Source organism: Roseimarinus sediminis, assembly GCF_050433125.1.
Lineage (GTDB): Bacteria > Bacteroidota > Bacteroidia > Bacteroidales > Prolixibacteraceae > Roseimarinus > Roseimarinus sediminis.
On sequence record NZ_JBNPXV010000004.1, the window covers coordinates 153,830 to 178,717 of the forward strand.

Consider the following 24,888-nt stretch of genomic DNA (forward strand, 5'->3'; position numbering starts at 1 on the left):
CCTTTTTACGTTCAATAGTTTTGCAAATTATACTTAATCGAACGGATGTTCCTGATCATAAATAAAGCTTTTGTTGTACTGCTGCATGGCTTGCAGGCTCATGCCCATGTTGGAAAAACCTCCGTCGTGGAAGAGATTCTGCATGGTAACTTTTTTGGTTAAATCGGAAAAAAGTGTCAGGCAGTAGTCGGCACATTCATCGGCAGTAGCATTGCCTAAGGGCGACATTCTCTCAGAAAAATCGAGCAGATGATCGAAGCCTTTCACACCTTGACCGGCGGTGGTGGGGGTAGGTGACTGAGAAATGGTGTTGATGCGTACATTCTTTTCACGGCCATAAATGTAGCCAAAGCTGCGGGCGATCGATTCGAGCAACGATTTGGCATCGGCCATGTCGTTGTAGCCATAGAAAGTTCTTTGTGCTGCCACATAACTCAGGGCAACGATCGATCCCCATTGGTTAATGGCATCGCGCTTACGTGCCGTTTGTATTACTTTGTGAAACGAAACAGCCGAAACATCGAGTGTTTTGTTCAGATAATTGTAATCGAGATCACTGTAATGACGCCCTTTGCGTACATTGGGCGACATGCCGATGGAGTGCAGAATGAAATCAAATTTGCCTCCAAAATGCTCCATGGCCTTGGTGATCAGCTGATCAATATCATCAACATTGGTCGCATCGGCAGGAATTACAATGGTATTCAGTTTTTCGGCCAACTGGTTGGTTTCTCCCATTCGCATGGCCATTGGTGTATTGGTCAGAACAATCTCGGCTCCTTGTTCTACTGCTTTTTCTGCAACTTTCCAGGCAATCGATAATTCGTTCAGGGCGCCAAAAATGATTCCCTTTTTGCCTTCAAGTAAATTACAACTCATGAATTTATTTTTTGGTTCTTACTGTACCGGTTTGACAGCCGGATTAAATGAGAACCCGAAAATAGAATCATGGTTTGATCCCGGGGCAATTTTTAACAGTTAAATTGGTGCGCGCTTAGTTGGGCTTTATCGTTTTTGTTCTTAAGTGTCACGTATTTAGTGTCTTGGCTGAATTAATGAAATATGTTGTAAAACATCGATTGTTCAACTTTAAAAGCCGCATTTTCGAAAATAAGCACCTGGATACTTTCTTTTTCTACCAGGTACTTTGGTGCACCGGCCCGTATTTATGACTAAAAATTATTGACAGCATCTTTCAGCTGAACCAGTCGGGTAAGCAGGTTTTCGAGCTGGTCGAGTGGCAACATGTTGGCGCCATCCGATTTGGCATTGGCCGGATCGGGATGGGTTTCGATAAAAATACCATCGGCTCCAACGGCAATGCCTGCACGTGCAATGGTCTCAATCAGCTGGGGCTGGCCGCCTGTAACTCCCGATGCCTGATTGGGCTGCTGGAGTGAATGGGTAATGTCGAGAATTACCGGGCACTTGTTTTGCTGCATTTCGGGAATGCCCCTGAAATCGACCACCAGGTCGTGGTAGCCAAAGGTATTGCCCCGCTCGGTAAGCATGACGTGTTGATTGCCTGACTCCCTGACTTTTTCGGCTGCAAATTTCATGGCTGCTGCCGACAGGAACTGTCCTTTTTTGATGTTGACCACTTTGCCTGTTTGGGCTGCTGCTTCGAGGAGGTCGGTCTGACGACACAGAAAAGCAGGAATCTGAAGCACATCGACAAATCGGGCAGCCAATGCAGCCTCGGCAGCACTGTGAATATCGGTGGTAACGGGCAGGTCGAACTTTTCGCTTATTCTTTTTAAAATGGATAAGGCTTTTTCGTCACCAATTCCTGTAAATGAATCCTTGCGCGAACGGTTGGCCTTACGATACGATCCTTTAAAAATGAAGGGAATCTGAAGCCTGTGGCTGATTTCGGCAATTTTTTCGGCAATAGCAAAGGCCATGGTTTCTCCTTCGATGGCACAGGGGCCGGCAATAAGCAACATTTTATCCTGTTGCCTGAATTTTAATCGGTCGATATCGGGTAACATAGTGAATCTTCGGTTATTTATCGTTTTTTATAAATCTCACGTCCAAAGGGGGTGAGCGAAAGAGATGCCAGTTTGAAATGTTGTTTTCCAAAGGGAATTCCAATGATGGTAATTGAGAGCAAAACGCCCAAAAGAATGTGGGTGAGGAAGATCCAGAAACCGCCAATGACAATCCAGATCAGGTTCATGATGGTGGCTAAACAGCCCGAAGAAGATTCCCTGGTGCGGGTGTCGTATCCAAAGGGCCAAAGGGCCAGTTCGGCCATTTTCAGGCTCTGAATACCGAAAGGAATTCCAACAATGGTAATCATCATCAGAATGCTTGAAATTACATATTCGATGGCAATGATAAAGCCGCCAAATACGATCCATAAAATATTTCCAAGAGTTGACATGTTGTTCGATTTAGTTATCGCTTACAATTTACTTATTCAAAACGTTTGCCCCACCAGTTTCTCAGCCTTTCGATCATCGAAAGTTCCTGCTGGTTTTGGGCCGCTTTCCAAATCCGATGGTTTTTGATCTGATCGGGTAAAAATTGCTGTTGTACAAAATTTCCGGGGTAGGCATGCGAGTATTTGTAGCCCTTGCCATAACCCAGTTCTTTCATTAGCCTGGTGGGCGCATTTCGAAGGTGCAGGGGAACCGGAAGATTACCAGTAGTTTGCACCAGCTGCAAGGCATCGCCAATGGCACTGTACGATGAATTGCTTTTGGGTGAGTTGGCCAGGTAAATGGCAACTTCCGACAGCACGATTCTACCTTCGGGCCATCCAATTTTATTGATGGCATCGAAGCCGGCATTGGCCAGCAAAAGCGCATTGGGGTTGGCCAGCCCGATGTCTTCGGCAGCCGATATCACCAGCCGGCGTGCGATAAACTTGGGATCTTCGCCCCCTTCGACCAGGCGTGCCAGCCAATAAACCGCTGCATCGGGATCGCTGCCGCGGATACTTTTTATAAAGGCTGAAATGATGTCGTAATGCATTTCGCCATTCTTATCGTAAGCTGCAGGATTTTGCTGCAGACTTGTACTTACCAGTTCGTTGGTAATGACCAGTTGTTCGTCGCCGGCATTGGCTGTGACCAGTTCGAGGATGTTGAGCAGTTTGCGCGCATCGCCTCCCGAATACCTGAAAAGCGACTCTTTTTCCCTGATTTCAATGTTCTTCGTTTTTAATACCTGGTCGTTGCTAAGTGCATGCTGTAGCAGTTTCTCCAGATCTTCCTTTTCGAGCGACTTCAACACATATACCTGACAGCGCGACAGAAGGGGAGTGATTACCTCGAACGAAGGATTCTCGGTGGTAGCTCCTACCAGGGTTATAACACCCTGTTCAACGGCACCCAACAATGAATCTTGCTGTGATTTACTGAAACGATGAATTTCGTCGATAAAGAGTATGGGATTGGGACGATTGAAAAATTGTTGTTTTTTGGCTTTCTCAATGGCATCGCGAACATCTTTTACCCCGGAGCTAACAGCGCTGAGCGTGTAAAAAGGACGGTCGAGATTGTTGGCAATAATTCGGGCAAGTGTTGTTTTACCAACCCCGGGCGGTCCCCATAATATGATGGAGCTAAGTGTGTTGCTTTCCATCATTTTACGCAGAATAGATCCCTTTCCAACCAAATGCTCCTGACCAATGTAATGATCAAGTGTTGTAGGGCGCAAACGTTCGGCTAATGGTTGATTTGACATAGTACAAAAATAAAAGAATTATCGGGAAATCGGCTGAAGACTGTGAAGGGGTGTAAGCTAAAGAGAAGGAAAAAGAAATCATTCTGCATTGTTCCGAAATTGTTAACAATGACACATTGGAGCCGGAAAATTGATGACTTATCTAAATCAGACAAAAATGTCTTTTATATTTGAGGCAGTAAATCAAAAACCAGTTATTATGCAAGCAGTTTGTCCAATTACCGATCAGCGAATCAACGAACAGGTTGCCCGTTTGAATGCCGTCGTCACTTTTGTTTTGGCAGTAAGTTTTATCATCTTCAATTTCTGGCCCGGCCTGCTTTTTCTGATGATCGATTTCATTATCAGAGGCTTTTTTGATGGTCGTTACAGCCCCCTGAGCAGCGTAAACAAGCAAATTGCAAAGCAGCTCAATTTAAAGGTAAAAATGATCAATGCCGGTCCTAAAATTTTTGCCGCTCAGGTAGGAGGTACTTTGAGTGCATTGGCTTTGCTGACTTCTTTACTTGATTGTAGTGTGTTTTGTATTGCCGCCGCGGGCATTCTGGCATTTTTCTCCTTGCTGGAAGCTGCATTTTCGTATTGTGTAGCCTGTCAGCTCTATCCTTTTTTCAGAAAAAGTGTGAATTAATTTTGAATCATTATCGTCTCCCTCGATATGCTATCCCAACTGAACACTATTGAATTGAGAGCCTTTCAAGGGCTTTCAATTACAATAGCGTTTAATTACATTGTAACTTTCTTCAATTCCCAATTCGCCCGCCTTACTTAAATCGCGTGCACCGCCTTCAATGTCGTTCAACAGTACCTTCACCAGCCCCCGGTTGTAATAGGCTTCGGCAAAATCATTTTCAATTTCGATGGCTTTTGAATATTCATCCATGGCCGCCAGGTATTGTTCATTTTTAATGAACAGGTTTCCGCGATTGAAGTAGCCAAACGGGAATTGCGGATTCATGTAAAGTACCACGGAATAATCAGTTAAAATGGCATCCATCGCTTCGTCGGGCAGGCTGTTTTTATTTTGGGGCTTCAGCTTTTGCATGCTTTGCAGCGATGTGTTGAGCGTCGATCCTGTTGCCACCTTTTCGATGGCTTCGATTAATTTGGTGCGGGTATTGGCCCGCATGAAATAGGCCAGCAGGTTGTGTTCATCAAGTTCGATTGCCCGGTCGAGATCGCTCAGGGCACCGTTGTAATTGCCGGTGAGCGACTTGAAAATCCCTCTGTAGAGATAGTTGTTGCTGATTCCTTTATTTTGCTCGATGCGCTGATCAAAAACCAAAACCTGATTCTGATAGTAGGCTTTTGCAGCTTCGGAACTCAAAGGTTGATTGCTTAAGGTTAAATAAGGCTGGTAGTTGAACGATGCATTCAGTTTTTCAATGAGCATGTTAAAATAACCAACCGTCTCATTATCGGCCGAAGTTCTGCTGATGGTTGCAATCTCAAAAAGAGGAAGCAGGGTGATCTGGATGTTCTGATTCTGCACTCTTCCCGGATCTTCTGCTTCTTGTCCCGGGATTTGACGGTTATCTTCAACCACCAGATTCGCTTTCATTTTTCTTTTTTGTAATTCAGCCAGATCGATTACAGGTGCTGCAGCTTCGTTTGAGCTGGTATCGGCAATAAATGCATTTGTGCTGCTGTCGGCAGGTGCAATGTTTGAAGCCTGTTGCTGCCATGCTTGCAATTGTTGTTTTCGGGCTTCTTCCTGTTCTTTGGCCGTTTGCCACGGGCGGCGTGCAAAACGGGGGTCGAGTAGTGAGGCGTAATCGTAATCCTGCTGATATCCATCCTTACCGGTCATTTCTCGTGCAATTCCCCGGTTAAAATAAGCACTGGCCATTTGATTGTTGATTTCGATGGCCTGGTTGTAGTCCATGATGGCAGCATCGTAGCTTTCGAGCTGTTGCTTTACCATTCCACGATTCAGGTAGGCATGTGCATTCCGGGGATCGAGGTAGATGGCCATGTCGAAATCACGCAGGGCTCCGGCAAATTCTTTTTGTTCAATCTTTATTAAACCGCGACTCATGTATCCCATGGCCGAATTGGGTCTGATGCGGATGAGCTGGTTACAATCGGCAATGGCGCTGTCCCATTCTTCGAGCAACTGATAAGCAATGCTTCTATTCAGGTGCGCATTGTAGTTTTTAGGTTTCAGTTCGATGGCCCTGCTATAATCTGCGATGGCACCTTCCAGGTCTCTCATGGCTGCCTTACAAATTCCACGGTTGTTATAAATATCGGCATTTTCACCATCGAGCTGCATGGCTTCCGAATAGTCGTTCATGGCTTTATCGTAAGCTCCCAGATTGTAATTTACAATACCACGGTACATGAGGGCTTCGGGGTAAAATGGCTTTATCTCGAGCGCTTTGTTCAGATCGGAAATGGCACCACGGTAATCTTCAAGATTCATTTTTGAAACCCCACGGTAAAAATAAGGCTCGGGCAAATGCGGTTGCATGCTTACAAGCATATTAAAGCTTTCGATAGCCCCCGTGTAATTACCAAAGTAGAGCCTGCTGCGACCGGTGTGTATTACATGGCTGGTATTAAGCTGGCCAATTCCTGACAGGGGCAACAATACAAGGAGTATAAGGAGCTTTTTCTTCATCGTCTTTTTCTAAAATGAACAAAAATAGCATTTTTCAGCAGCCGTGCCGGAAGTTTCACTTTTTTTAATATTCAGAAACGACAGCGCTGTCAACGATATACACCCGGGTGTTATTTATTTCCATTCAAAATAAGCAGCAGTTGTTCTGTTTTGAGTTGTAAGTGTTGGTTTTTCAGGAGGTTATTGTGGAGAATGAAAATATGGCCATGTTTCTCGTATTTTAAAACTTTGGAAAAAAAGCTTCGAAATGACGTTTTTCAACTAATTGAAATATGCAAAATGGTTACTTTTGTGCTTTGCTTGTTACATAGAAAGATTAGAAAAATAGATCATATGAAATTACTGGATCAGATTAAATCAAATGCATCCAAACTGAATAAAAGGATCGTTTTGCCCGAGGGGGAGGAAGCCCGTACTTTGCAGGCTGCAGAAATTATTTTAAAAGAAGGTATTGCCCGTTTAATTTTGCTGGGTGATCCCATTGTTATTAAGCAGAAAGCCAATGAGCTGGGCGTTGAGATTTCGGGAGCTGAATTGATTGATCCCCGCACCGATGAACGCAGGGATGCTTATGCTGACCTGATGGTAGAAATTCGTAAAAACAAGGGACTGAAGAAGGAGGAAGCACTTGCCTTGCTCAATGATCCCCTTTATTTTGGGCCATTAATGATTAAAAGTGGTGATGCTGACGGAGAACTTGCCGGAGCCATCAATGCCACCGGCGATGTATTGCGTCCTGCATTTCAATTTGTAAAAACTTTACCAGGCTGCAGCGTGGTATCGGGTGCTTTTTTGATGTTTGTCGATGAGCGCTTTGGTCACGACGGGGTGCTGGTTTTTGCCGATTGTGCTGTAATGCCAGATCCTGATGCCCAACAGCTGGCCGAAATTGCCGTTACTTCTGCTCAAACAGCAAAAGCCATCGTGGGGCTTGATCCCCGGGTGGCCATGCTTAGCTTCTCAACCATGGGAAGTGCGAAACATCCTTTGGTTGATAAAGTAGTGGAAGCAACGCAGTTGGCTAAAAAAATGGCTCCAGGCTTAAAGATTGATGGTGAAATGCAACTCGATGCAGCCATTATCAAGGAAGTGGGAGCGTTGAAGGCGCCGGAAAGTGAAGTGGCCGGTAAAGCCAATGTTTTGGTTTTTCCCGGACTTGAAGCAGGAAATATTGGATACAAACTGGTACAGCGTCTGGCCGGAGCCGAAGCCATTGGCCCCGTATTGCAGGGAATGGCTGCACCAATCAACGACCTTTCGAGAGGTTGCTCGGTTACCGATATTGTGAACATGGTTGCTGTTACCGCCAACCAGGCTGGTAGTACCTTTTAAATGGCAGGAAAGATGGGAGAAACTATTATAGAATCGATTGAAGATTTTGGCTTAAGTAAGAAGAAAAAATCTACCAAACTTTTTTCAAAAGTTGGCATAGTAGGCTGTGGAAATGATGGTCAATACATTGCGCGTGTATGCAGTTCGTATGGTATGGAGGTGATTTTCAGGGAAGCGTCGGAAGAAAAAATCAACGAATCATTAAAAAAGATCGAAGAGATTATCGACAGTCGAATCCGCAATTGGGGATCAACCGAATCGGAAAAGCGCGCAGTAATGTCGCGTATCAAAGGCACCCTGAGCCTTGAAGATTTTGCCGGATGTGATCTGGTAATCGAAACAGTACCTACGACCGGGAAGGGCCGTAGTTTTGAAGCCCGGAAACAGGTTTTTGAAGAGCTGGAAAAAATTGTTGATACTTCGACGATTATTGCAACCAATTCAACAACTGTAATTATCTCCGACTTGTCGGAAAATCTGGAACATAAGGAGCGTTGCATCAGTCTGCACTTCATGATCAATTCGGTCGACTCAAGAATTGTAGAAATTACCAAAGGCTTGTATACCGCTGGCTGGGCCTACGATAAGGTGAAGCAATTCATTAAAATGATCAAGCGCAAAGCCATTCCGGTCGAAGAATCGGTAGGGCTTATCAGTGTACGCATGTTTACCGTTTTATTGAACGAAGCCTGCGAGATGGTTCTTGAAGGAGTAGGATGTAAAGATGACATAGAGCAACTGATGCTTACCGGTTATGGTATGCGTCTGGGGCCTTTCAGTATTGCCGACATCATAGGGCTCGACCGTGTGTCGCGCTGGATGGAGAACCTGTTCAATGAGTTTGGTGATGCCCGTTACAAAACCAATCCAATGATCAAACGACTGATCAGGCAAAATCATTACGGACTAAGTTCAGGAAAAGGCTTTTTCGAATACGACGAAAATGGTGAACGTATTGTAAAAGCAAGTGCCGAACTTGTCGGTAAATAAGATGAATGAAGGAGCAGCTATCGTCTTGAAGCTGGTTCTACGCACATTGTTTATTAATGAATAACAACAAACGAATGAAAATATTGGTACTGAACTGTGGAAGTTCGTCGATTAAATTTCAATTTTTCAACATGACCGATCAATCGGTACTGGCCAAAGGCCTGGTTGAAAAAATTGGTCTCAACGGATCCCAGTTAAAGCTTAATAAGGAGAACGGTGATAAGGTGGTCTTTAATGGTGAAATTCTTGATCACAAAGCCGGGATTGAATTTGTGCTGGGGGTACTTACCAGCAAAAAGCACGGATGCATTGATAAGTTGTCCGAAATTTCGGCTGTAGGTCACCGGGTGGTACATGGGGGTGAAAGTTTCAGCAGCAGCGTACTGATCGATAACGAGGTCATTTCAGAAATGGAAAAATGCATTGAGCTGGCTCCCTTGCATAACCCGCCGAACCTGAAGGGGATTGAAGCCATTGAAGAATTGATTCCCGACGTAAAACAGGTGGGGGTTTTCGATACTGCCTTTCACCAAACCATGCCCGACTATGCTTACATGTACGGCATTCCTTACAGCCTCTACAAAAAATACGGTGTTCGCCGCTATGGTTTCCACGGAACCAGTCATCGCTATGTTAGCCAGCGAGCCTGCGAAATTCTGGGTGTCGACTTTCAGCAGCAAAAGATCATTACCTGCCATTTGGGTAACGGTGCTTCACTTGCTGCCATCGATAAGGGAAAATCGGTCGATACTTCCATGGGCTTCACCCCGCTCGAAGGCTTGTTGATGGGAACCCGTGCCGGCGACCTCGATATTGGTGCAGTTACTTTTTTAATGGAAAAGGAAAATATTGGTGTTGAATCGGCATCGGCGCTTTTTAACAAGCACAGCGGCATGTTGGGAATCACCAGCATTTCGTCGGATGCCCGCGACATTGAACTGGCGGCCGAAGAAGGAAATGAGCGGGCAATACTGGCCATGAAAATGTACGATTATCGCGTCAGAAAATACATTGGTGCCTATACTGCAGCAATGAATGGTTGTGATATTCTGGTATTTACAGGCGGTATTGGCGAAAATGCCGACATTACCCGCAAGGGAGTGTGTGAAGAGATGAACTGGCTTGGTTTCCATCTCGATCATAATAAAAACAATGGCTTACGTGGGAAGGAAGCCGTGATCAGTACCGACGATTCGAAGGTGAAAATCATGGTGGTACCTACCGATGAAGAATTAATGATAGCCCTCGATACACAAACCATTGTAGAAGGGTAAGATAACAGGGTGCATTTGGGTCAGCATTTTTAGGAATAGTTAGAAAACCGGTATAATAAAAATAAAAGGAACTATATGAAGGTATTAATTCTTAACTGTGGAAGCTCATCTATTAAGTATCAGTTGTTTCATGTTGATAATGACAACAAGGTACTTGCCAAGGGGCAGGTCGATCGGATCGGTAATAAAGGAAGTAATATTGAACAAAAAGTTGAAGGGAAAGATCCGATTGTAATTGAACGTGAAATAGCTGACCACATCGATGGAATTGACCTTATTTTAAAATTGCTGACCGATCGGCGGCATCAATCCATTGCATCATTGCAGGAAATTGATGCTGTTGGTCACCGCCTGGTACATGGTGGTGAGTATTTTTCGGATACCGTCATCATCAATGAAGAAGTAAAAGAAAAAATGGCCGAATTGATCGATCTTGCCCCCTTGCACAATCCGGCCAACCTTCAGGGAATAGAAGCCATGGAGCGTTTACTGCCTGGTAAGCCGCAGGTGGGCGTTTTTGATACGGCTTTTCATCAAACCATGCCCGAAAAGGCTTATTTATATGGAATTCCTTATAGTTTTTACAAGAAATACCACATTCGCCGTTATGGCTTTCACGGCACCAGCCATAAATATGTAGCTGAAAAAGCGTGCGAACTGCTGGGGTGGAATATCACCAAAAAGAAAATCATTACCTGTCATTTGGGGAATGGCGCTTCAATTACTGCAATCGATGGCGGACGTTCCATTGAAACTTCGATGGGATTTACACCCAATTATGGTTTGGTAATGGGAACCCGCAGTGGAGTGGTCGATCCGGGAATTATTGAATACCTGATGAAAAAAGAAAATCTTCCACTCAACGAAATAGTTCAGCTGCTGAATAAAAAGAGTGGAATGTACGGCATGTCCGATGGCTTGTCATCCGATATGCGCGACCTGGCCAATGAAATGCTGAAGGGAAACAAAGATGCCGAACGAGCCCTTAGTTCATACGCACACAGGGTAAAGCATTATATTGGTGCCTATGCAGCCGAATTGAACGGGCTCGACCTGGTGGTGATGACCGGAGGAATTGGTGAAAATAACTGGCTGGTTCGTGAACTGTGTCTCAACAAGATGGAGTTTCTGGGAATTACACTCAATAACGAATTAAACCGTAACCTCCGTGGGCAGGATATTAAAATTTGTACCGATTGTTCCAAAGTACAGGTAATGATTATACAAACCAACGAAGAGCTTGTAATTGCCCGCGAAACTGCCCGTATGGTGGCCAATGGACAGAAGGTTGGAAATTAATACACTTCATTCATAATCAAATACCGGAGGCTGTTCCCTTTGTGGCATGGGCGGCCATAATGGCCTGTTTAATACCGCTATGCAGCGCTTTTAGCTGATCGTAATTTTCGGAATACTGGTAGCCGTTTTTCAGCAAAAGTTTCATTTTCGATCGCATGATCCTTCGTTCATCGCGCATGTCGGATAAGGATCGGTACAAACGGCAAATGTGTATGAGCGACATAAAGAGCAGATCGTCGCTTACAGGTGGCTGATTTCGCAGTAAAATATTGCGGAAGTGCCGGATGGTTTCCATGCGTTCATCCCTTTTGGCCGGAAAATATCGTTTGTAGGGAATCAGCAGAAACTTCTTTCTGACCATGATCAGGTCTCCATTGTCGCTCAAAGTTTTTATCAGTTCCTTCTTGTAAAAACCACTTTTAAATGCCATCCGGCCCAGAAGTCCGGAAATGCTTATTTTTCCTTTTCGCTGCAGCAGGTCAATTATTTGATTAAAATAGGGATAGGAGCCGGGTGAAGCGTCAATCAATACTACTTTCTTGTTTTCAAAACGAATTTTTCCACAACGATAAAGGTCGGCCAGCATGGCGCCCAATAAGCCATAGCCAAATTCGCTACCATAGTTGAAATAGTATCCATTCTTCGGGTTGAGTGATAAGAGAAAAAAGTCACGACTCAGTTTCGGTTCCATATCGACGTATTGATTTACTTAAGCAATAAGTAAGCTTAGCTCCCTGAACGTTTCACTTTGTATCCTTCTTTTTTCAGAATTTCCATTATTTTTTCTCTGAAGTCGCCCTGAATAATTACTTCACCGTCCTTTGCCGAGCCACCAACTCCGCATTTCGATTTGAGTAATTTGGCCAGTGCTTTCAGGTCGTCGGACGATCCGACAAAGCCGGTAACCAGCGTAACTTTCTTCCCTTTTCGTTGCTTTTTATCGAGCAGCACCCGCAAGTCCTGCTTTTGCGGAGGCAAGGTTTCTTCGCTTTCTTCTTCAAAGTGTTGGTATTCATGATCAGGGTTGGTTGAGAAAACCACTCCCAGTCGTTCTTTCCAGTCGTTGTTGCTCATGGTGGCTTTGTTTTCTGATAAAATTTTTCGGTGTTAGATGTAAATATCTCTTTTTCCGCTTTTTATGAGTTCGTAGTTCCGCATGAAATCGTTGAATATTTTCCCATTGTTTTTCATGAAGAAGTCCTGATTTTTAATTTCCCCAATTTCCTGCTCAATCAGTTTTTCCCCAATTGCCTTGGTTTCGGGCGAGGCATAGTCGTCGAGGTATTCGCGGTAGGTGAGTACTGCGTTGAGCTTACAAAACTTTCCTTCCACACAGTGTTTCAGCATGCCCATGATGGTATCGCCGGTTCGTCCGCAACGATAGCCGGCTGTACAAAACGAGGAAATCATGCCCATTTCGCCTACTTCTTTAATGATGGAATCGAGACTACGTCCATCGCCAATGGTAAACTGCTCTGTATTGCGGTCTTCTGCCGGGTTGCATTCCTGGTATGCCCCAATTCCAATACGGGTCGATGCATCGGTTTGCGTGCAGCCCAATTTGATGATCTCACGTTTGATTTCGGGTTGTTCGCGTGCCGTAATAATTAAACCCGGGTAAGGTAAGGCCAGGCGAAGTACAGCAACAAGCTTTTTAAAATCGTCGTCGTTAACCAGGTATTTTGAGCTGGTGCTGAGCAGCGATCCTGAAGCGGGAGTAAGCCGGGGTACAGATACTGTGTGCGGGCCAACACCAAATTGTTTTTCCAGTTCGGCTGCGTGAGCAACCAAGCCAAGCACTTCAAAACGCCAGTCGTACAAACCAAACAAGGCACCAATGGCTACATCATCGATGCCAGCTTCCTGAGCCCGGTGCAGGGCATACAGGCGCCACTGATAATTGCCTTTTAGTGTTTTTGGAGGATGCACGGCCTCATAAGTTGCCTTATGATAGGTTTCCTGAAAAACCTGATAGGTGCCTATTCCGGCTTCCCTGAGTCGCTTCAGATCGGCGATGCTCATGGGAGCAGCATTGATATTCACTCTTCGTATCGAAGTGCTACGGCCACTCACCGGTGCTTTTCGCTCAACCGAATACACTGCTTTAATGGTCTCGACCATGTAATTGATGTCGCTTTGCGGATGTTCGCCATAAACCATGATCAGCCTTTTGTGGCCGGTGTCGAGTACCGATTCGGTTTCTTTTATAATTTCATCGCGGGTGAGGATTCTTCGTACTTCGCCTTTGTTTTCGGTTCTGAAACCACAGTAGGCACAATTGTTAACGCACAAGTTGGAACAATAAAGCGGCGCAAAAAATACAATCCTGTTGTCGTAAACTTTACGTTTTATTTCAAGCGCTGCTTCATTGATCTCATTCCATAAATCACTGCTCGTAACATGCATTAATTTAGCAGTTTCTTCAAGGCTAAGTGCTTCAATCGATTTTGCTTTGGCAATAATTGCCCTTACTTCGGCATCCGAAGGTGCTTTGCTGCTTTCAAGTACTTTGTGCAGGGCTTCTTCGTCGATAAAGTCATTACCATTGTCGAGATAAGCTAAATTTTCTTCAGGTTTGATGGCCTGTTTAATCCATTCTTTTGTTTGCATGGCTTTCGGTTTGATGGTGTAAAAGTACAGGAATAGAAAGACAGAAAAAACAACATTTGTTACAAATTAAACAAAGAGATGAAGAAAGTTGGAAATTGGATGAAAGAAAGAGGAATTATTTCATTAAAAGTCGTTTAGCTCAGAATAAAAACAAAAAAAAAGGATAGATAAAATACCTATCCCTTTAAACTAACTAATCTAACTAAACCTAACTAAACTAAACCTAACTATGAAAACTTATCTTTGTGATCTAAATCGTCTGTTTTAAAACAAATGAACTAAGCGTTCAATTGATGGGACAAATATATGTTGTACAGCATAAACTTATGTTACCTGAACATTAATTTTAGAAATAAATGTAAAAAAGACTTTTTTAAATGGGTTTAAAAAATGGCTTAAGGAGGAAATGATGCGTTTTAATCATGTTTTTTCGACTTTGTAAATTCTAATATTGTTTTTTTATGAAGCTTTTCAAATTGAAGTTTTTGAAGCCTCAAAAGTTAGTTAACCGATGAAGGAATCAAAAAGAAAGAGCGGGATCTTATTGCATATTAGTTCATTACCTTCCCGCTTTGGTGTTGGTGATTTAGGATCTGAGGCTTATCGCTTAATCAGGCAACTGGCTTCGCATGGCTTTTCGGTGTGGCAAATGTTGCCGCTTGGCCCCCACGGACCCGGCAACTCTCCTTATCAGGCATATTCTGCCTATGCAGGCAATATTATTTTTATAGCTCCTGACCTCTTGCTTGAATGGGGTATTTTAATGCCCGAAGATACAGCCTGGTCTGAATCCTTTTCAGAAAAGAAAGTTGAATACGATCAGGTGATGCGTTTTAAAAGTGCACTGATGAAAAAAGCCTGGGGACGTTTTCAGGCCCTGGACGACGGTCCGTTTCACGCCGAATTCCATCGTTTTATCGATGAACATAACTGGTGGTTACACGATTATGCTTTGTACAAAGTTTGCAGGAGCTATCATAACGACGAACCCTGGAACCAGTGGCCGGAGCAACTGGCGAAACGCGATGAAGCTGAACTGGAACGTTATGGAACAATGTTAGCTGATGACCTGATACAGGAAAAATTCATTCAGTTTATTTTCTTCAGACAATGGTTCAAATTAAAACAATATGCCGAAGCGCATCAGCTTGAATTGTTTGGCGATTTGCCCTTGTATGTGGCCCACGACAGCGCCGATGTGTGGGCCAACCAAAAGCACTTTTTGCTGGATGATCGGGGAGAGCCCTTGTTGAAAGGTGGCGTTCCGCCCGACTATTTTAGCGAAGACGGCCAGTTGTGGGGAAATCCGGTATACAATTGGGAGGAGCTGAAACAAACGCACTATCACTGGTGGATAGCCCGTTTGTATTTCAATTTTCATCTTTATCATTTACTACGAATCGATCACTTCAGAGGGCTTGAATCTTTCTGGGCCATACCAGCTGATGCCGACACTGCCCGTAACGGTGAGTGGATGAAGGCACATGGAGACGAGTTGCTGGCGATAATGAAAAAGCGCATGGGCGATTTGCCTATTGTTGCTGAGGATCTGGGCATTATTACACCAGCGGTCGAAGCACTTCGTCATCGCTACAATCTGCCGGGCATGAAAGTGTTGCAGTTTGCCTACGAATCGGATGAAAGCAATGAACATCTGCCTCATAACTTTCATGGCCGCAATGTTGTTTATACTGGTACACACGATAACTCGACACTGACTGGATGGTGGAAACAGTTGAACAATGCAGCAAAGCAGCGGGTTCGTCAATATGCACCTCATCCGAAAAAGTCGGTTCCCGACAGGTTGATAGAACTGGCATGGTCGTCGACAGCCGAAATTGCCATTGTACCCATGCAGGATCTGCTCAAACTCGATGCACAAGCCCGAATGAATATACCCGGGACTGCAACAGGAAACTGGACCTGGCGCTGCACAGGTAAACAACTTAAGCATGATGCATTTAAGCGCATGCAAAAAATGAATAAGCTTTATAACCGATACAATGAGTTCGATTTACACCGTAGGTGAAACCACCTTTGACATCGTATTCAGGGATGGGCAGCCAACCGGAGCATTTGTTGGCGGAAGTGTGCTAAATACTTCATTAACACTTGGCCGGCTGGGGCTCCCTGTAAGTTTTATTTCCCGAATGGGAAAGGATAAGATTGGCGATTTATCGTTGCGCTTTTTGAAGGAAAACGGAATTAACTGCGAATATATCAGCAGGTTTGATGGTAATTCACGACTGGCACTTGCCTTTCTCGATCAGGATAACAATGCCAGCTATCAGTTTTATAAGGCGGAAAAGGCACCTGCTCTTTTTTTTCCAGAGCCCCGGGTCAACGATATCATCACTTTTGGATCGACCAATGCGCTCAGAGACGAAGGCCGCAACAGCCTTTTACTTTTCCTTAATCAGGCACACGATAAAAATGCCTTAACTGTATACGATCCCAACATCAGAGAATTTGGACCACTTGAAATTATTGAAATCAGAAGAAAATTTGAGGAGAATATTTACTTATCGAAGGTACTAAAAGGATCAACCACCGATTTTGAACGCTTGTACGATACTTCGGATGTTGATGAGTTATTTAAAAAATTCAGGGATTTTGGTGTTGAAATACTAATTATCACTTCTGCTGAAATGCCGGTAAGCATCTGTACCAAAAACATCTCGTTAAGCATTCCTGTTGAACCGCTTCAAACGGTGAGCACGATTGGTGCCGGCGATAACTTTACCGCCGGATTGATTTATGGTTTTTATCACTATGGTATTCGGACGACAGACTTAAATCAGCTAAGTGAAAATACCTGGCGTAAAATTATTGGCTTTGCCCTGACCCTTTCTTCAGAGGTTTGCCGTTCCGAATCGAACTATATTTCAAAAGCCTTTGCACGCCAATTTGAGAAAATGATTGCTTTATAAGGTTGCCTTATTTAAAAAGTCAGCAACAAGGTCAGAAAACTCGTCAGGTTTTTCGGCATGGAGAAAATGACTGGTTCCTTCGAGCGTCACAATTTCAGCCTCGGGATACATCTTTTTTATAAGTTGTTCATCGTCAGGCTGAATGTAGCCCGACAACTCTCCTTTGATGAAAAGAACGGGATATTGCATGATGGGAATCTGGTCCGAATAATCGTCGATATCCACTCCCGAAATGATATGGTCTAACTCAGCCTTTAAAACCGGCACATTAATTTTCCACTCATAGTGCTTTTTACTTCGTTTCAGGTTTTTCAGTATGAACTGACGAATGTGCTTTTCAGGAAGCTTGTTTTTGAGTGCCTGATCAACTTCCCTGCGGGTATTGTACTTACTTAGCTCGAGTTCACTCAGCGTGATGAGAATTTTTTGATGAAAATCATACTGTATGGCCGATGCCGGATTTTTCAGATAGTTGCGCGGAGCGATGTCGGCTACAGTGAGCGACAGAATTTTTTCAGGGTAATCGGCGGCAAAAGCGATGGCGACTTTACCTCCCATGCTGTGCCCCAGTACATGAGCTTTTTCAATTTCAAGCTCGTGCATCAGCCAGGCCAGGTCGGTTAACATGTCATCGTAGCTATGACTGTTGTCGTGAGGAGAGGCACCATGGTTTCGATGATCGACCGTGATTACCCTGAACTTATCAGCAAGTTTTTTGGCAATCTGCATCCAGTTGTCCGACGACCCATATAAGCCATGAAGAATGATCAGGGCTTCTCCTTTTCCTTCTGTTCGATAAAACAAATTCATTTTAGTTAATCTTCAGGCAGTCGAGGTAAGCATGAATTGTTTTTTCCAGTCCCATGTAAAGTGCGTCAGCTATCAGGGCATGTCCGATGGAAACTTCTTCAATAAATGGAATATTCTGAATCAAGTATTTCAAATTATCGAGATTGAGATCGTGCCCTGCATTAATCTGCAAGCCTGCTTCGCGGGCTTTTTGTGCTGCGAGAACAAAAGGTCTGACCGCTTTTTCGGGTGAAAGCGGAAAGTTGCTGGCATAGGGCTCGGTGTACAATTCGACACGATCGGCTCCACAAACAGCAGCTCCTTCGATGTGTTCGGGATTTGTACCCGTAAAAACAGAGACCCTGATTCCTTTTGCATGAAATTGTTTGATGACGTCGGTGAGAAAACTGCGGTGTCTAATGGTGTCCCAGCCTGCATTCGAAGTAATGGCTTCGGGAGGATCGGGGACCAGAGTAACCTGCTCGGGAATTACTTCACAAACCAAATCGATAAACTGGCTTACAGGGTAGCCTTCTATGTTGAATTCGGTGCTTACCAAAGGACGTAGTTCTCTTACATCGTTGTAACGAATGTGTCGTTCGTCGGGGCGCGGATGCACGGTGATACCCTGCGCTCCAAAACGCTGACAGTTTACTGCCGACTCCACCACGTTGGGTATGTTGCCTCCACGGGCATTCCTGATGGTGGCAATTTTGTTGATATTTACACTTAAGCTGGTCATGCGATATAAATTTTGGCCTGCAATTTACAACTTTTTCATCTTATATTATTCATTTCCTTTTTGCAGGAAGAGCAATTGCCGGTATCGATGGCCAATGGTGACTCTGCTTTTATTCGAAGTATCATTTACAGTAAAAAAATCTTGATTAAATTCTTTCGGGGCTCATAAAAAAAATGTAGGTTGGCATTCGAAAACAGCGTATATTAACAATAAACAGTTTAAAGTGATAGCACGTGAACTCATATCGCCGGGGATTCCTTGTTTAACTTGTTCCGATACAGGCCAAAAAGCCATCAACATCATGGAATCGGTAAGGGTTTCACATTTGCCTTTGCTCAATGGAACTGAATATCTTGGATTGATATCCGACAAGGATGTATATGACCGTAATCTTGAACAGGGTGAACTGGGTGCGCAGAACATTCCGCTTGCCCGTCCTTATATCAAGGCCAATCAACACATATACGAGGTTGCGCGATTGATGCTCGATTTGCGTTTATCACTTATTCCGGTTCTGGAAATGAACAATGAATATGCGGGATCAATTACCATTCATGACCTATCATTACAATTAATCGATCTGGTGACTGTCAATGATCCGGGAGCAGTCATTGTGCTGGCACTTCACCCCAACGATTATTCTCTTTCGCAAATTGCCCAGATTGTCGAATCAAATAACGCCAAAATATTGAGTCTGTACACAAAAAGCCCTGAAAATTCAATCGAAATGGATGTAACCCTAAAGGTTAATCTAAGCGACATTTCATCAATTATTCAGACATTCGTGCGTTATGATTACAATATTAAGGCAGTTTATATGGACGCTTCGCTAATACATGACATGTACAGTGAGCGTTATGAGCTTTTTATGAAATATATGAATTTTTAAAAGCAGTTAATCCGTGAAAATTGCAGTCTATGCCAACGAAATGAAAGAAGAATATCTGTCTGTTTATGAGCGGATTTTTACTTTTTTCGATAAATATTCCATTGAATTACTACTTGCCGATAAAATACATCAGTTGTTGATTGATGAGTATCATTTACCAGTTCAGGATATTTCGCTTTTTGGAAAAAAACAGCCTCTTCCACCTGATGTCGATGTGATTCTATCGATTGGTGGCGATGGTACTTTTCTAAGTGCCGTAGCCTATGCCCTGGAACTGAATATTCCTGTTGCCGGAATCAATTGTGGCCGGCTGGGCTTTCTGGCCGATATTAACAGTGAAAATCTGGAAGAAGCACTTGGCGATTTGTTGCATGGTAATTACGAGCTCGAATATCGTTCCTTGCTGCAGGTGGTTGAGCCTCCCCATTTATTCACGGGGATTAATTATGCAATTAATGAACTGACAGTTCACAAGCTTGATAATTCATCGATGATTAAAATCGAAACATTGATTAATGGCGAATTTTTGGCAAACTATTGGGCCGATGGACTGATAATCAGTACGCCAACCGGATCAACAGCCTACTCGCTCAGTGTTGGAGGTCCCATTGTGATTCCCGATCTGGCGGGCTTAATCATTACCCCGATTGCCTCGCACAATCTTACTGTACGTCCGGTAGTTGTACCCGATGATGTTGAAATCGAGTTACACATCGAGGGACGGGGGAATCAGTTCCTGGTTTCATTCGATCATCGGTCGGAACCTTGCGACTTTTCTACTTCACTGAAAATTAAAAAAGCTCCGGTAAATGTTGCTGTGGTAAAACTTCCCGGGCAATCGTTTTATGCCACCCTGCGAAACAAATTAATGTGGGGAGCCGACCGGCGCAATTAAAAAAAAGCCAGGTAAAACAATTTTTGTTTCACCTTTCAGTTAATGATTTAGGCCCCTAAGGTTTTTACAATATTTATGTTATTTTTGCAGCACGCTGAAAGAGCTGAATTTGGGCTTATCCGGGATGTTGCTATTTTTCCGGATTTTTATTTTGTAAGAAAAAAGATTGCACAATGCCCGTAAAACTATTTGTAACCATACTGTTGTTTCTAAGCACTACAATTCATATAAAAGCCCAGCAACAAACCGCTGATTTTGGTCTGTTTGCAGGTGGAGCAACTCCCTTTAGCGACTATTCCAGCATTCAACCATTACAATCGCTTAATTTAAACATGGGACTTTTTTACCGTTACAATTTTAATTCAAGAATCAGCTTCCGTGTGTTGGGAATATATGGCAGGGTAGGAGCCACCGGTTACCTCGATGATAACACAACTGAACTATCATTTAATAAACCGGTATTCGATTTGGGCGCAGCTGTTGAAGTTAATTTTCTGGATTTCTTGCTGGGAGTTGAAAAAATGAATTTCAGTCCTTACCTTCTTTATGGAGCCGGAGTTTCCTTTTATTCTTCGGATGCATTTAATACCGTTATTACACCCAACATTGCATTGGGAGGCGGAATAAAATATGCCCTCACCAAGCGGTGGGGGATCGGGGCTGAAATTTCTACCCGAAAATTATTTAACGATGATTTGGATAACCTTAACAACCCATACAGTACAATATTTCTGGAAGATGTTAACGATAATTGGCACAATAATGATTGGGTAAATTATTTTGGTTTAACTTTGACCTATAAATTTTACTGGGGTAAAAAACCATGTCCTGCATACAATAGTATTAATTGAAAATGAGTTGCTTAGATAATATTGATAAAAACAGATCACCCAGGCATGTTGCCATCATTATGGATGGAAACGGACGATGGGCTGCAAAACGCGGTAATGAAAGAACCTTCGGACACGAGCATGGGGTAGAGGCTGTCAGGTCTTCAATCAGGGCTGCAGCAAAAGCAGGGGTTGACTACCTTACGCTTTATGCCTTTTCTACAGAAAACTGGAACCGGCCCAAATTTGAGGTCGATGCACTAATGGCCTTGCTGGTGAGCGTGATAAAAAACGAAACAGACGAACTAAATAAAAATAATGTCCAGCTCAAGGTAATTGGCGATCGGGATAGTTTACCCCGCAGAGTAAAAAAAGAATTGGATAAAATGATTAGCCATCTGTCTGCAAACACCGGATTAACAGTAGTTATGGCCCTTAGCTACAGTTCGCACTGGGAAATCATAAATGCTGTTAAATCGATTGCATCCGATGTTAAAAAAGAAAAAATATGCCCCGAAGATATTTCACGGGAACTCTTTGATAGCTATCTTGCCACCGCTGAAATTCCAGATCCGGAACTAATGATCAGAACCAGCGGTGAAAGCAGACTCAGTAATTTCTTATTGTGGCAGTTAGCCTATTCGGAGTTATATTTTACACCAAAGTTGTGGCCTGATTTTAAGGAAGAAGATTTTTATGAAGCAATCTGTGATTTTCAACAACGTGAACGCCGTTTTGGCAAAACAAGTGAGCAAATCAAAAAACCTAATTTGAAGTAATGGCGAAAAAACTTTCTTTTACAGCCCTTTTGGTGTTTATCTTTTTTCAAGTTTGGTCACAACTACCCGACAGTACCAGTTTCTCAATTTACTATTCCAGTCCTAAAGAATATACTGTTGGGGGAATTGAAGTTGTTGGGATTCGTTACCTCGACAAACAAATGTTGAAAGAGTATGCCGGCCTCGAAGTTGGCGATCAGATTACTGTACCCAGTGAACAAATAAGCGACATTATCAAGAAATTCTGGAAGCAGGGCCTTTTTTCCGATGTAAAGGTCAATGCGACCAAAGTAATCGACGATCAGATTTTCCTTGAAATTTATTTGAGAGAACGACCACGATTGTCGAAAGTCAATTATCATGGTGTTAAAAAATCGGAACTTGAAGACATTCAGGAACAGGTATTACTGCTCGAAGGCAGCCAGGTGGTCGATGCTCAGCTGATTAATGCCGAACGAATCATCACCGGTATTTTTAAGGAAAAAGGCTTTCTCGACACCGATGTTAACGTGGTTCAACGCGATGATCCCGAAAATGAAAACTCAATTATTCTCGATATTTATGTCGATAAAAAAGAGAAGGTAAAAGTTCAGGAAATTGTTTTTCACGGAGTAAGTCAGGTAGAAGAAAATAAACTGAACCGCGCCATGAAAAAAACCAACGACAAAAACTGGAGAAACTTCTTTCGGCCCAAAAAATTTCAGGAAGATCTTTATGCCGATGATAAGCAAAACCTGGTCAATAAATACAACGAGTTGGGTTTTCGCGATGCAATGATTACCAAAGACAGTATCTCGAAAGTGGAAGGTGAAAATGCAATCCGCATCGATTTATGGGTCGAAGAAGGAAATAAATACTTCATTCGCGACATCAACTGGGTTGGTAATACCATTTACCCTTCCGATTACCTGTCGGCCTATCTGGGAATTAAGGATGGTGATATTTACAACCAAAAACAACTCGATGAGCGGATTACTTCCGATAACGATGCGGTGAGTAATCTCTACCTCGATAACGGTTATCTCTTTTTCCAGCTCAACCCGATTGAAGTTAATATTGAAGAAGATTCGATCGATCTGGAAATGCGGATTTATGAAGGAAAACAGGCCACCATCGACCGCATTATAATCGAGGGAAATACCAAAACCCACGAAAATGTGGCCCGACGGGAACTGTATACACTGCCAGGCGATCTGTTCAGTAAAACGAAACTCATGCGTTCGTACCGCCAGCTGGCTCAGCTGGGGCATTTCGACCAGGAACGAATTGGCATCGACCCGATTCCCGATCAGGAAAACGGAACAGTGGATATTAAATATTCCCTCATCGAACGGGCCAACGACCAGATTGAACTCTCAGGAGGCTGGGGGATGGGTATGTTTGTCGGTTCAGTCGGTCTGCGTTTTACCAACTTCTCGGCACAAAATATGTTTAATAAGGAAGCCTGGCGGCCGCTGCCATCGGGCGATGGTCAAACTTTGAGCCTAAGAGCGCAAACCAATGGTAAGTTTTATCAACAATACAGTTTTACCTTTATGGAACCCTGGTTTGGTGGTAAAAAGCCTAATAATTTTTCACTCTCGCTTTATTATTCGAAACTAACCCGAAGCAATGCCAGCTATAACTATTACGGCGGTAGTCCTTACGGAAGTTATGGTTATTCACCTTATGGTTATGGCAGTTCCTATGGAGGTTATGGGTCTTACGGTGCCTACGGAAATTATGGCGGTTATACCGACTATACCGGTGCTGATGTGATTGCCTGGCAAATTACCTATGGTGCTTCGCTGGGTTATGGTTACCGGCTCGAATGGCCCGACGATTATTTCACCGTATACCACGAATTATCGCTACAGCACTATAACCTTAAGGAATGGATGTATTACTTTCTTACCGATGGTGATATTAATGATTTTAGTTTTAAGACTGCACTAAGCCGGAATTCAATCGATAACCCGCTCTATTCACGCCGGGGATCTTCTTTCAGTCTTTCACTTGAGGTAACTCCGCCTTATTCGCTGCTAAACGGAAAGGATTACAGTAATGTAGATATGAATAACAAAGAGCGTTACAACTATCTGGAATACCATAAGTGGATGTTTAACAGCAAGTGGTTCACCCCGCTCGACCGGCAGGAGAAACTTGTTTTGCACACCAAATACGAATTCGGTATGCTGGGTTACTTTAATAAAAACCGACGTTCACCACTCGAAGGCTTTAAAATGGGGGGCGACGGAATGTCGGGCTACGATATTTACGGATTGGACAACATTGCCCTGCGTGGATATAGTAATGGTAGTATCACCGCACGTGGAAGCGGTGGCAATGCAGCAAATATTTATTCCAAGGCAACCGTTGAGCTGCGTTACCCTATTACCCTCTCCGAATCGGCCCAAATTTATGCACTTGCCTTCCTGGAAGCAGGTAACAGCTGGTACGACTTCAACGAATTCAATATTTTCGATATGAAACGTTCGGCAGGGGCTGGAGTTCGATTCTGGCTGCCCATGTTTGGTCTGCTGGGAATCGACTGGGGTTACGGTTTCGACATGCCCAATGATGGCAATTCATCATCGGCTAAAAGCCAGTTCCACTTTGTGATTGGACAACAATTTTAAAAGATGGTACAATAGTTGTATTTCACCTGAAAGAAAAACTTAAAAACACGATTATGAAACGAGTAATCATCATTCTACTGGCAGTTATGGCCATCTCGGTGAGCACTTATGCGCAAAAATATGCTTTTGTCGATACCGAGTACATTCTTGAAAATATTCCGGCTTATCAGGCTGCACAGGAACAGCTTGATCAACTTTCAGTACAGTATCAGAAAGAATTGGAGACAGTACAGGCAGAACTTGAACAAATGTATAACGACTTCAGGGCCGAAGCCGTGTTGTTGTCTGACGATATGAAGCGCAAACGGGAAGATGTAATTGTTTCCAAAGAAAAGGAATACCGCGAATTACAACAGAAATACTTTGGTCGTGAAGGGGATCTCTTCAAAAAACGTCAGGGACTTGTGAAGCCTATACAGGATGATATTTATAATGCAATAAAAGACCTGGCAAGCGAAGGGAATTATGCCGTAATATTTGATAAAGCCGGTGGTTTGACGATGTTGTACACCGATCCGCGTTACAATTTAAGCGATCAGGTTCTCGAAAAGTTAGGCTACAACAACTAGTATCCCAACATAATTTCTATATTTGC

At 43.5% G+C, this 24,888-nt stretch carries 23 protein-coding genes; 13 read left to right on the forward strand and 10 right to left on the reverse strand.

Annotated features, from left to right (window positions below):
* Nucleotides 1–33 precede the first annotated feature (33 nt).
* The 4 genes from FHS86_RS06905 to FHS86_RS06920 form a co-directional block, all read right to left on the reverse strand.
* Nucleotides 34–879, reverse strand: a complete 846-nt coding sequence (locus tag FHS86_RS06905; RefSeq protein WP_429412248.1) for an enoyl-ACP reductase FabI — start codon at nucleotides 877–879, stop codon at nucleotides 34–36.
* A gap of 293 nt (nucleotides 880–1,172) precedes the next feature.
* Entirely contained in the window at nucleotides 1,173–1,991 is an 819-nt protein-coding gene (gene kdsA / locus FHS86_RS06910) for a 3-deoxy-8-phosphooctulonate synthase (RefSeq protein ID WP_429412249.1), read from the reverse strand.
* Nucleotides 1,992–2,008: 17 nt separating this feature from the next.
* Nucleotides 2,009–2,386 carry a YccF domain-containing protein gene (locus FHS86_RS06915; RefSeq protein ID WP_429412250.1) on the reverse strand — a complete coding sequence of 126 codons (378 nt, stop codon included), beginning with the start codon at nucleotides 2,384–2,386 and terminating at the stop codon, nucleotides 2,009–2,011.
* A gap of 32 nt (nucleotides 2,387–2,418) precedes the next feature.
* Nucleotides 2,419–3,693: a replication-associated recombination protein A gene (locus tag FHS86_RS06920; protein ID WP_429412251.1), complete on the reverse strand. Its 1,275-nt coding sequence runs from the start codon at nucleotides 3,691–3,693 to the stop codon at nucleotides 2,419–2,421.
* 199 nt (nucleotides 3,694–3,892) lie between these two features.
* Between FHS86_RS06920 and FHS86_RS06925 the strand changes: the two genes are divergently transcribed.
* Nucleotides 3,893–4,324, forward strand: coding sequence for a DUF4395 domain-containing protein (locus tag FHS86_RS06925; RefSeq protein ID WP_429412252.1), 432 nt, complete (start codon nucleotides 3,893–3,895; stop codon nucleotides 4,322–4,324).
* A gap of 75 nt (nucleotides 4,325–4,399) precedes the next feature.
* Here the strand turns inward: FHS86_RS06925 and FHS86_RS06930 are convergent, their stop codons facing one another.
* Nucleotides 4,400–6,316: a tetratricopeptide repeat protein gene (locus FHS86_RS06930; protein WP_429412253.1), complete on the reverse strand. Its 1,917-nt coding sequence runs from the start codon at nucleotides 6,314–6,316 to the stop codon at nucleotides 4,400–4,402.
* Between the two features lie 333 nt (nucleotides 6,317–6,649).
* Here FHS86_RS06930 and pta point away from each other — a divergent pair, with 333 nt between their 5' ends.
* From pta to FHS86_RS06950, 4 genes are all read left to right on the forward strand, one after another.
* Nucleotides 6,650–7,648, forward strand: coding sequence for a phosphate acetyltransferase (gene pta, locus FHS86_RS06935; RefSeq protein WP_429412254.1), 999 nt, complete (start codon nucleotides 6,650–6,652; stop codon nucleotides 7,646–7,648).
* A 12-nt stretch (nucleotides 7,649–7,660) separates the two neighbouring features.
* Nucleotides 7,661–8,638, forward strand: coding sequence for a 3-hydroxyacyl-CoA dehydrogenase family protein (locus tag FHS86_RS06940; RefSeq protein ID WP_429412255.1), 978 nt, complete (start codon nucleotides 7,661–7,663; stop codon nucleotides 8,636–8,638).
* A gap of 74 nt (nucleotides 8,639–8,712) precedes the next feature.
* On the forward strand, nucleotides 8,713–9,912 hold the full coding sequence (locus tag FHS86_RS06945) for an acetate/propionate family kinase (RefSeq protein WP_429412256.1): 1,200 nt from the start codon (nucleotides 8,713–8,715) through the stop codon (nucleotides 9,910–9,912).
* 75 nt (nucleotides 9,913–9,987) lie between these two features.
* Entirely contained in the window at nucleotides 9,988–11,211 is a 1,224-nt protein-coding gene (locus FHS86_RS06950; protein WP_429412257.1) for an acetate/propionate family kinase, read from the forward strand.
* 16 nt (nucleotides 11,212–11,227) lie between these two features.
* Here FHS86_RS06950 and FHS86_RS06955 read toward each other — a convergent pair whose 3' ends face one another.
* Genes FHS86_RS06955 through hydG form a run of 3 tightly spaced genes read right to left on the reverse strand, consistent with a single transcriptional unit; the run spans nucleotide 11,228 to nucleotide 13,821 of the window.
* Nucleotides 11,228–11,902: a GOLPH3/VPS74 family protein gene (locus FHS86_RS06955; RefSeq protein WP_429412258.1), complete on the reverse strand. Its 675-nt coding sequence runs from the start codon at nucleotides 11,900–11,902 to the stop codon at nucleotides 11,228–11,230.
* A 35-nt stretch (nucleotides 11,903–11,937) separates the two neighbouring features.
* On the reverse strand, nucleotides 11,938–12,285 hold the full coding sequence (locus FHS86_RS06960) for a translation initiation factor (protein WP_429412259.1): 348 nt from the start codon (nucleotides 12,283–12,285) through the stop codon (nucleotides 11,938–11,940).
* A 33-nt stretch (nucleotides 12,286–12,318) separates the two neighbouring features.
* Nucleotides 12,319–13,821: a [FeFe] hydrogenase H-cluster radical SAM maturase HydG gene (gene hydG / locus FHS86_RS06965; protein ID WP_429412260.1), complete on the reverse strand. Its 1,503-nt coding sequence runs from the start codon at nucleotides 13,819–13,821 to the stop codon at nucleotides 12,319–12,321.
* A 511-nt stretch (nucleotides 13,822–14,332) separates the two neighbouring features.
* Here hydG and malQ point away from each other — a divergent pair.
* The gene (gene malQ / locus FHS86_RS06970; RefSeq protein WP_429412261.1) at nucleotides 14,333–15,850 is read left to right on the forward strand and encodes a 4-alpha-glucanotransferase; all 1,518 of its coding nucleotides are present in this window, start codon (nucleotides 14,333–14,335) and stop codon (nucleotides 15,848–15,850) included.
* A complete protein-coding gene (locus FHS86_RS06975; protein ID WP_429412262.1) occupies nucleotides 15,825–16,751 on the forward strand; it encodes a PfkB family carbohydrate kinase in 927 nt (308 codons plus the stop codon). Before malQ ends, FHS86_RS06975 begins: the two co-directional genes overlap by 26 nt.
* Here FHS86_RS06975 and FHS86_RS06980 read toward each other — a convergent pair.
* Nucleotides 16,746–17,561, reverse strand: a complete 816-nt coding sequence (locus tag FHS86_RS06980) for an alpha/beta fold hydrolase (RefSeq protein ID WP_429412263.1) — start codon at nucleotides 17,559–17,561, stop codon at nucleotides 16,746–16,748. The genes FHS86_RS06975 and FHS86_RS06980 overlap by 6 nt on opposite strands.
* A gap of 1 nt (nucleotide 17,562) precedes the next feature.
* Nucleotides 17,563–18,282: a pyridoxine 5'-phosphate synthase gene (locus FHS86_RS06985; protein ID WP_429412264.1), complete on the reverse strand. Its 720-nt coding sequence runs from the start codon at nucleotides 18,280–18,282 to the stop codon at nucleotides 17,563–17,565.
* A 223-nt stretch (nucleotides 18,283–18,505) separates the two neighbouring features.
* On the opposite strand from FHS86_RS06985, the gene FHS86_RS06990 reads away from it, so the two are divergent.
* The 6 genes from FHS86_RS06990 (at nucleotide 18,506) to FHS86_RS07015 (ending at nucleotide 24,862) form a co-directional block, all read left to right on the forward strand.
* Nucleotides 18,506–19,171 (forward strand): CBS domain-containing protein, encoded by a 666-nt coding sequence (locus FHS86_RS06990; protein WP_429412265.1) that lies wholly within the window; start codon nucleotides 18,506–18,508, stop codon nucleotides 19,169–19,171.
* A gap of 13 nt (nucleotides 19,172–19,184) precedes the next feature.
* Nucleotides 19,185–20,066: an NAD kinase gene (locus FHS86_RS06995; protein WP_429412266.1), complete on the forward strand. Its 882-nt coding sequence runs from the start codon at nucleotides 19,185–19,187 to the stop codon at nucleotides 20,064–20,066.
* A gap of 173 nt (nucleotides 20,067–20,239) precedes the next feature.
* Entirely contained in the window at nucleotides 20,240–20,917 is a 678-nt protein-coding gene (porG, locus tag FHS86_RS07000) for a type IX secretion system protein PorG (RefSeq protein WP_429412267.1), read from the forward strand.
* Between the two features lie 2 nt (nucleotides 20,918–20,919).
* Nucleotides 20,920–21,675: an isoprenyl transferase gene (locus tag FHS86_RS07005; protein ID WP_429412268.1), complete on the forward strand. Its 756-nt coding sequence runs from the start codon at nucleotides 20,920–20,922 to the stop codon at nucleotides 21,673–21,675.
* The gene (gene bamA, locus FHS86_RS07010) at nucleotides 21,675–24,293 is read left to right on the forward strand and encodes an outer membrane protein assembly factor BamA (RefSeq protein WP_429412269.1); all 2,619 of its coding nucleotides are present in this window, start codon (nucleotides 21,675–21,677) and stop codon (nucleotides 24,291–24,293) included. Before FHS86_RS07005 ends, bamA begins: the two co-directional genes overlap by 1 nt.
* Before the next feature lie 53 nt (nucleotides 24,294–24,346).
* Entirely contained in the window at nucleotides 24,347–24,862 is a 516-nt protein-coding gene (locus FHS86_RS07015) for an OmpH/Skp family outer membrane protein (RefSeq protein WP_429412270.1), read from the forward strand.
* Nucleotides 24,863–24,888 lie beyond the last annotated feature (26 nt).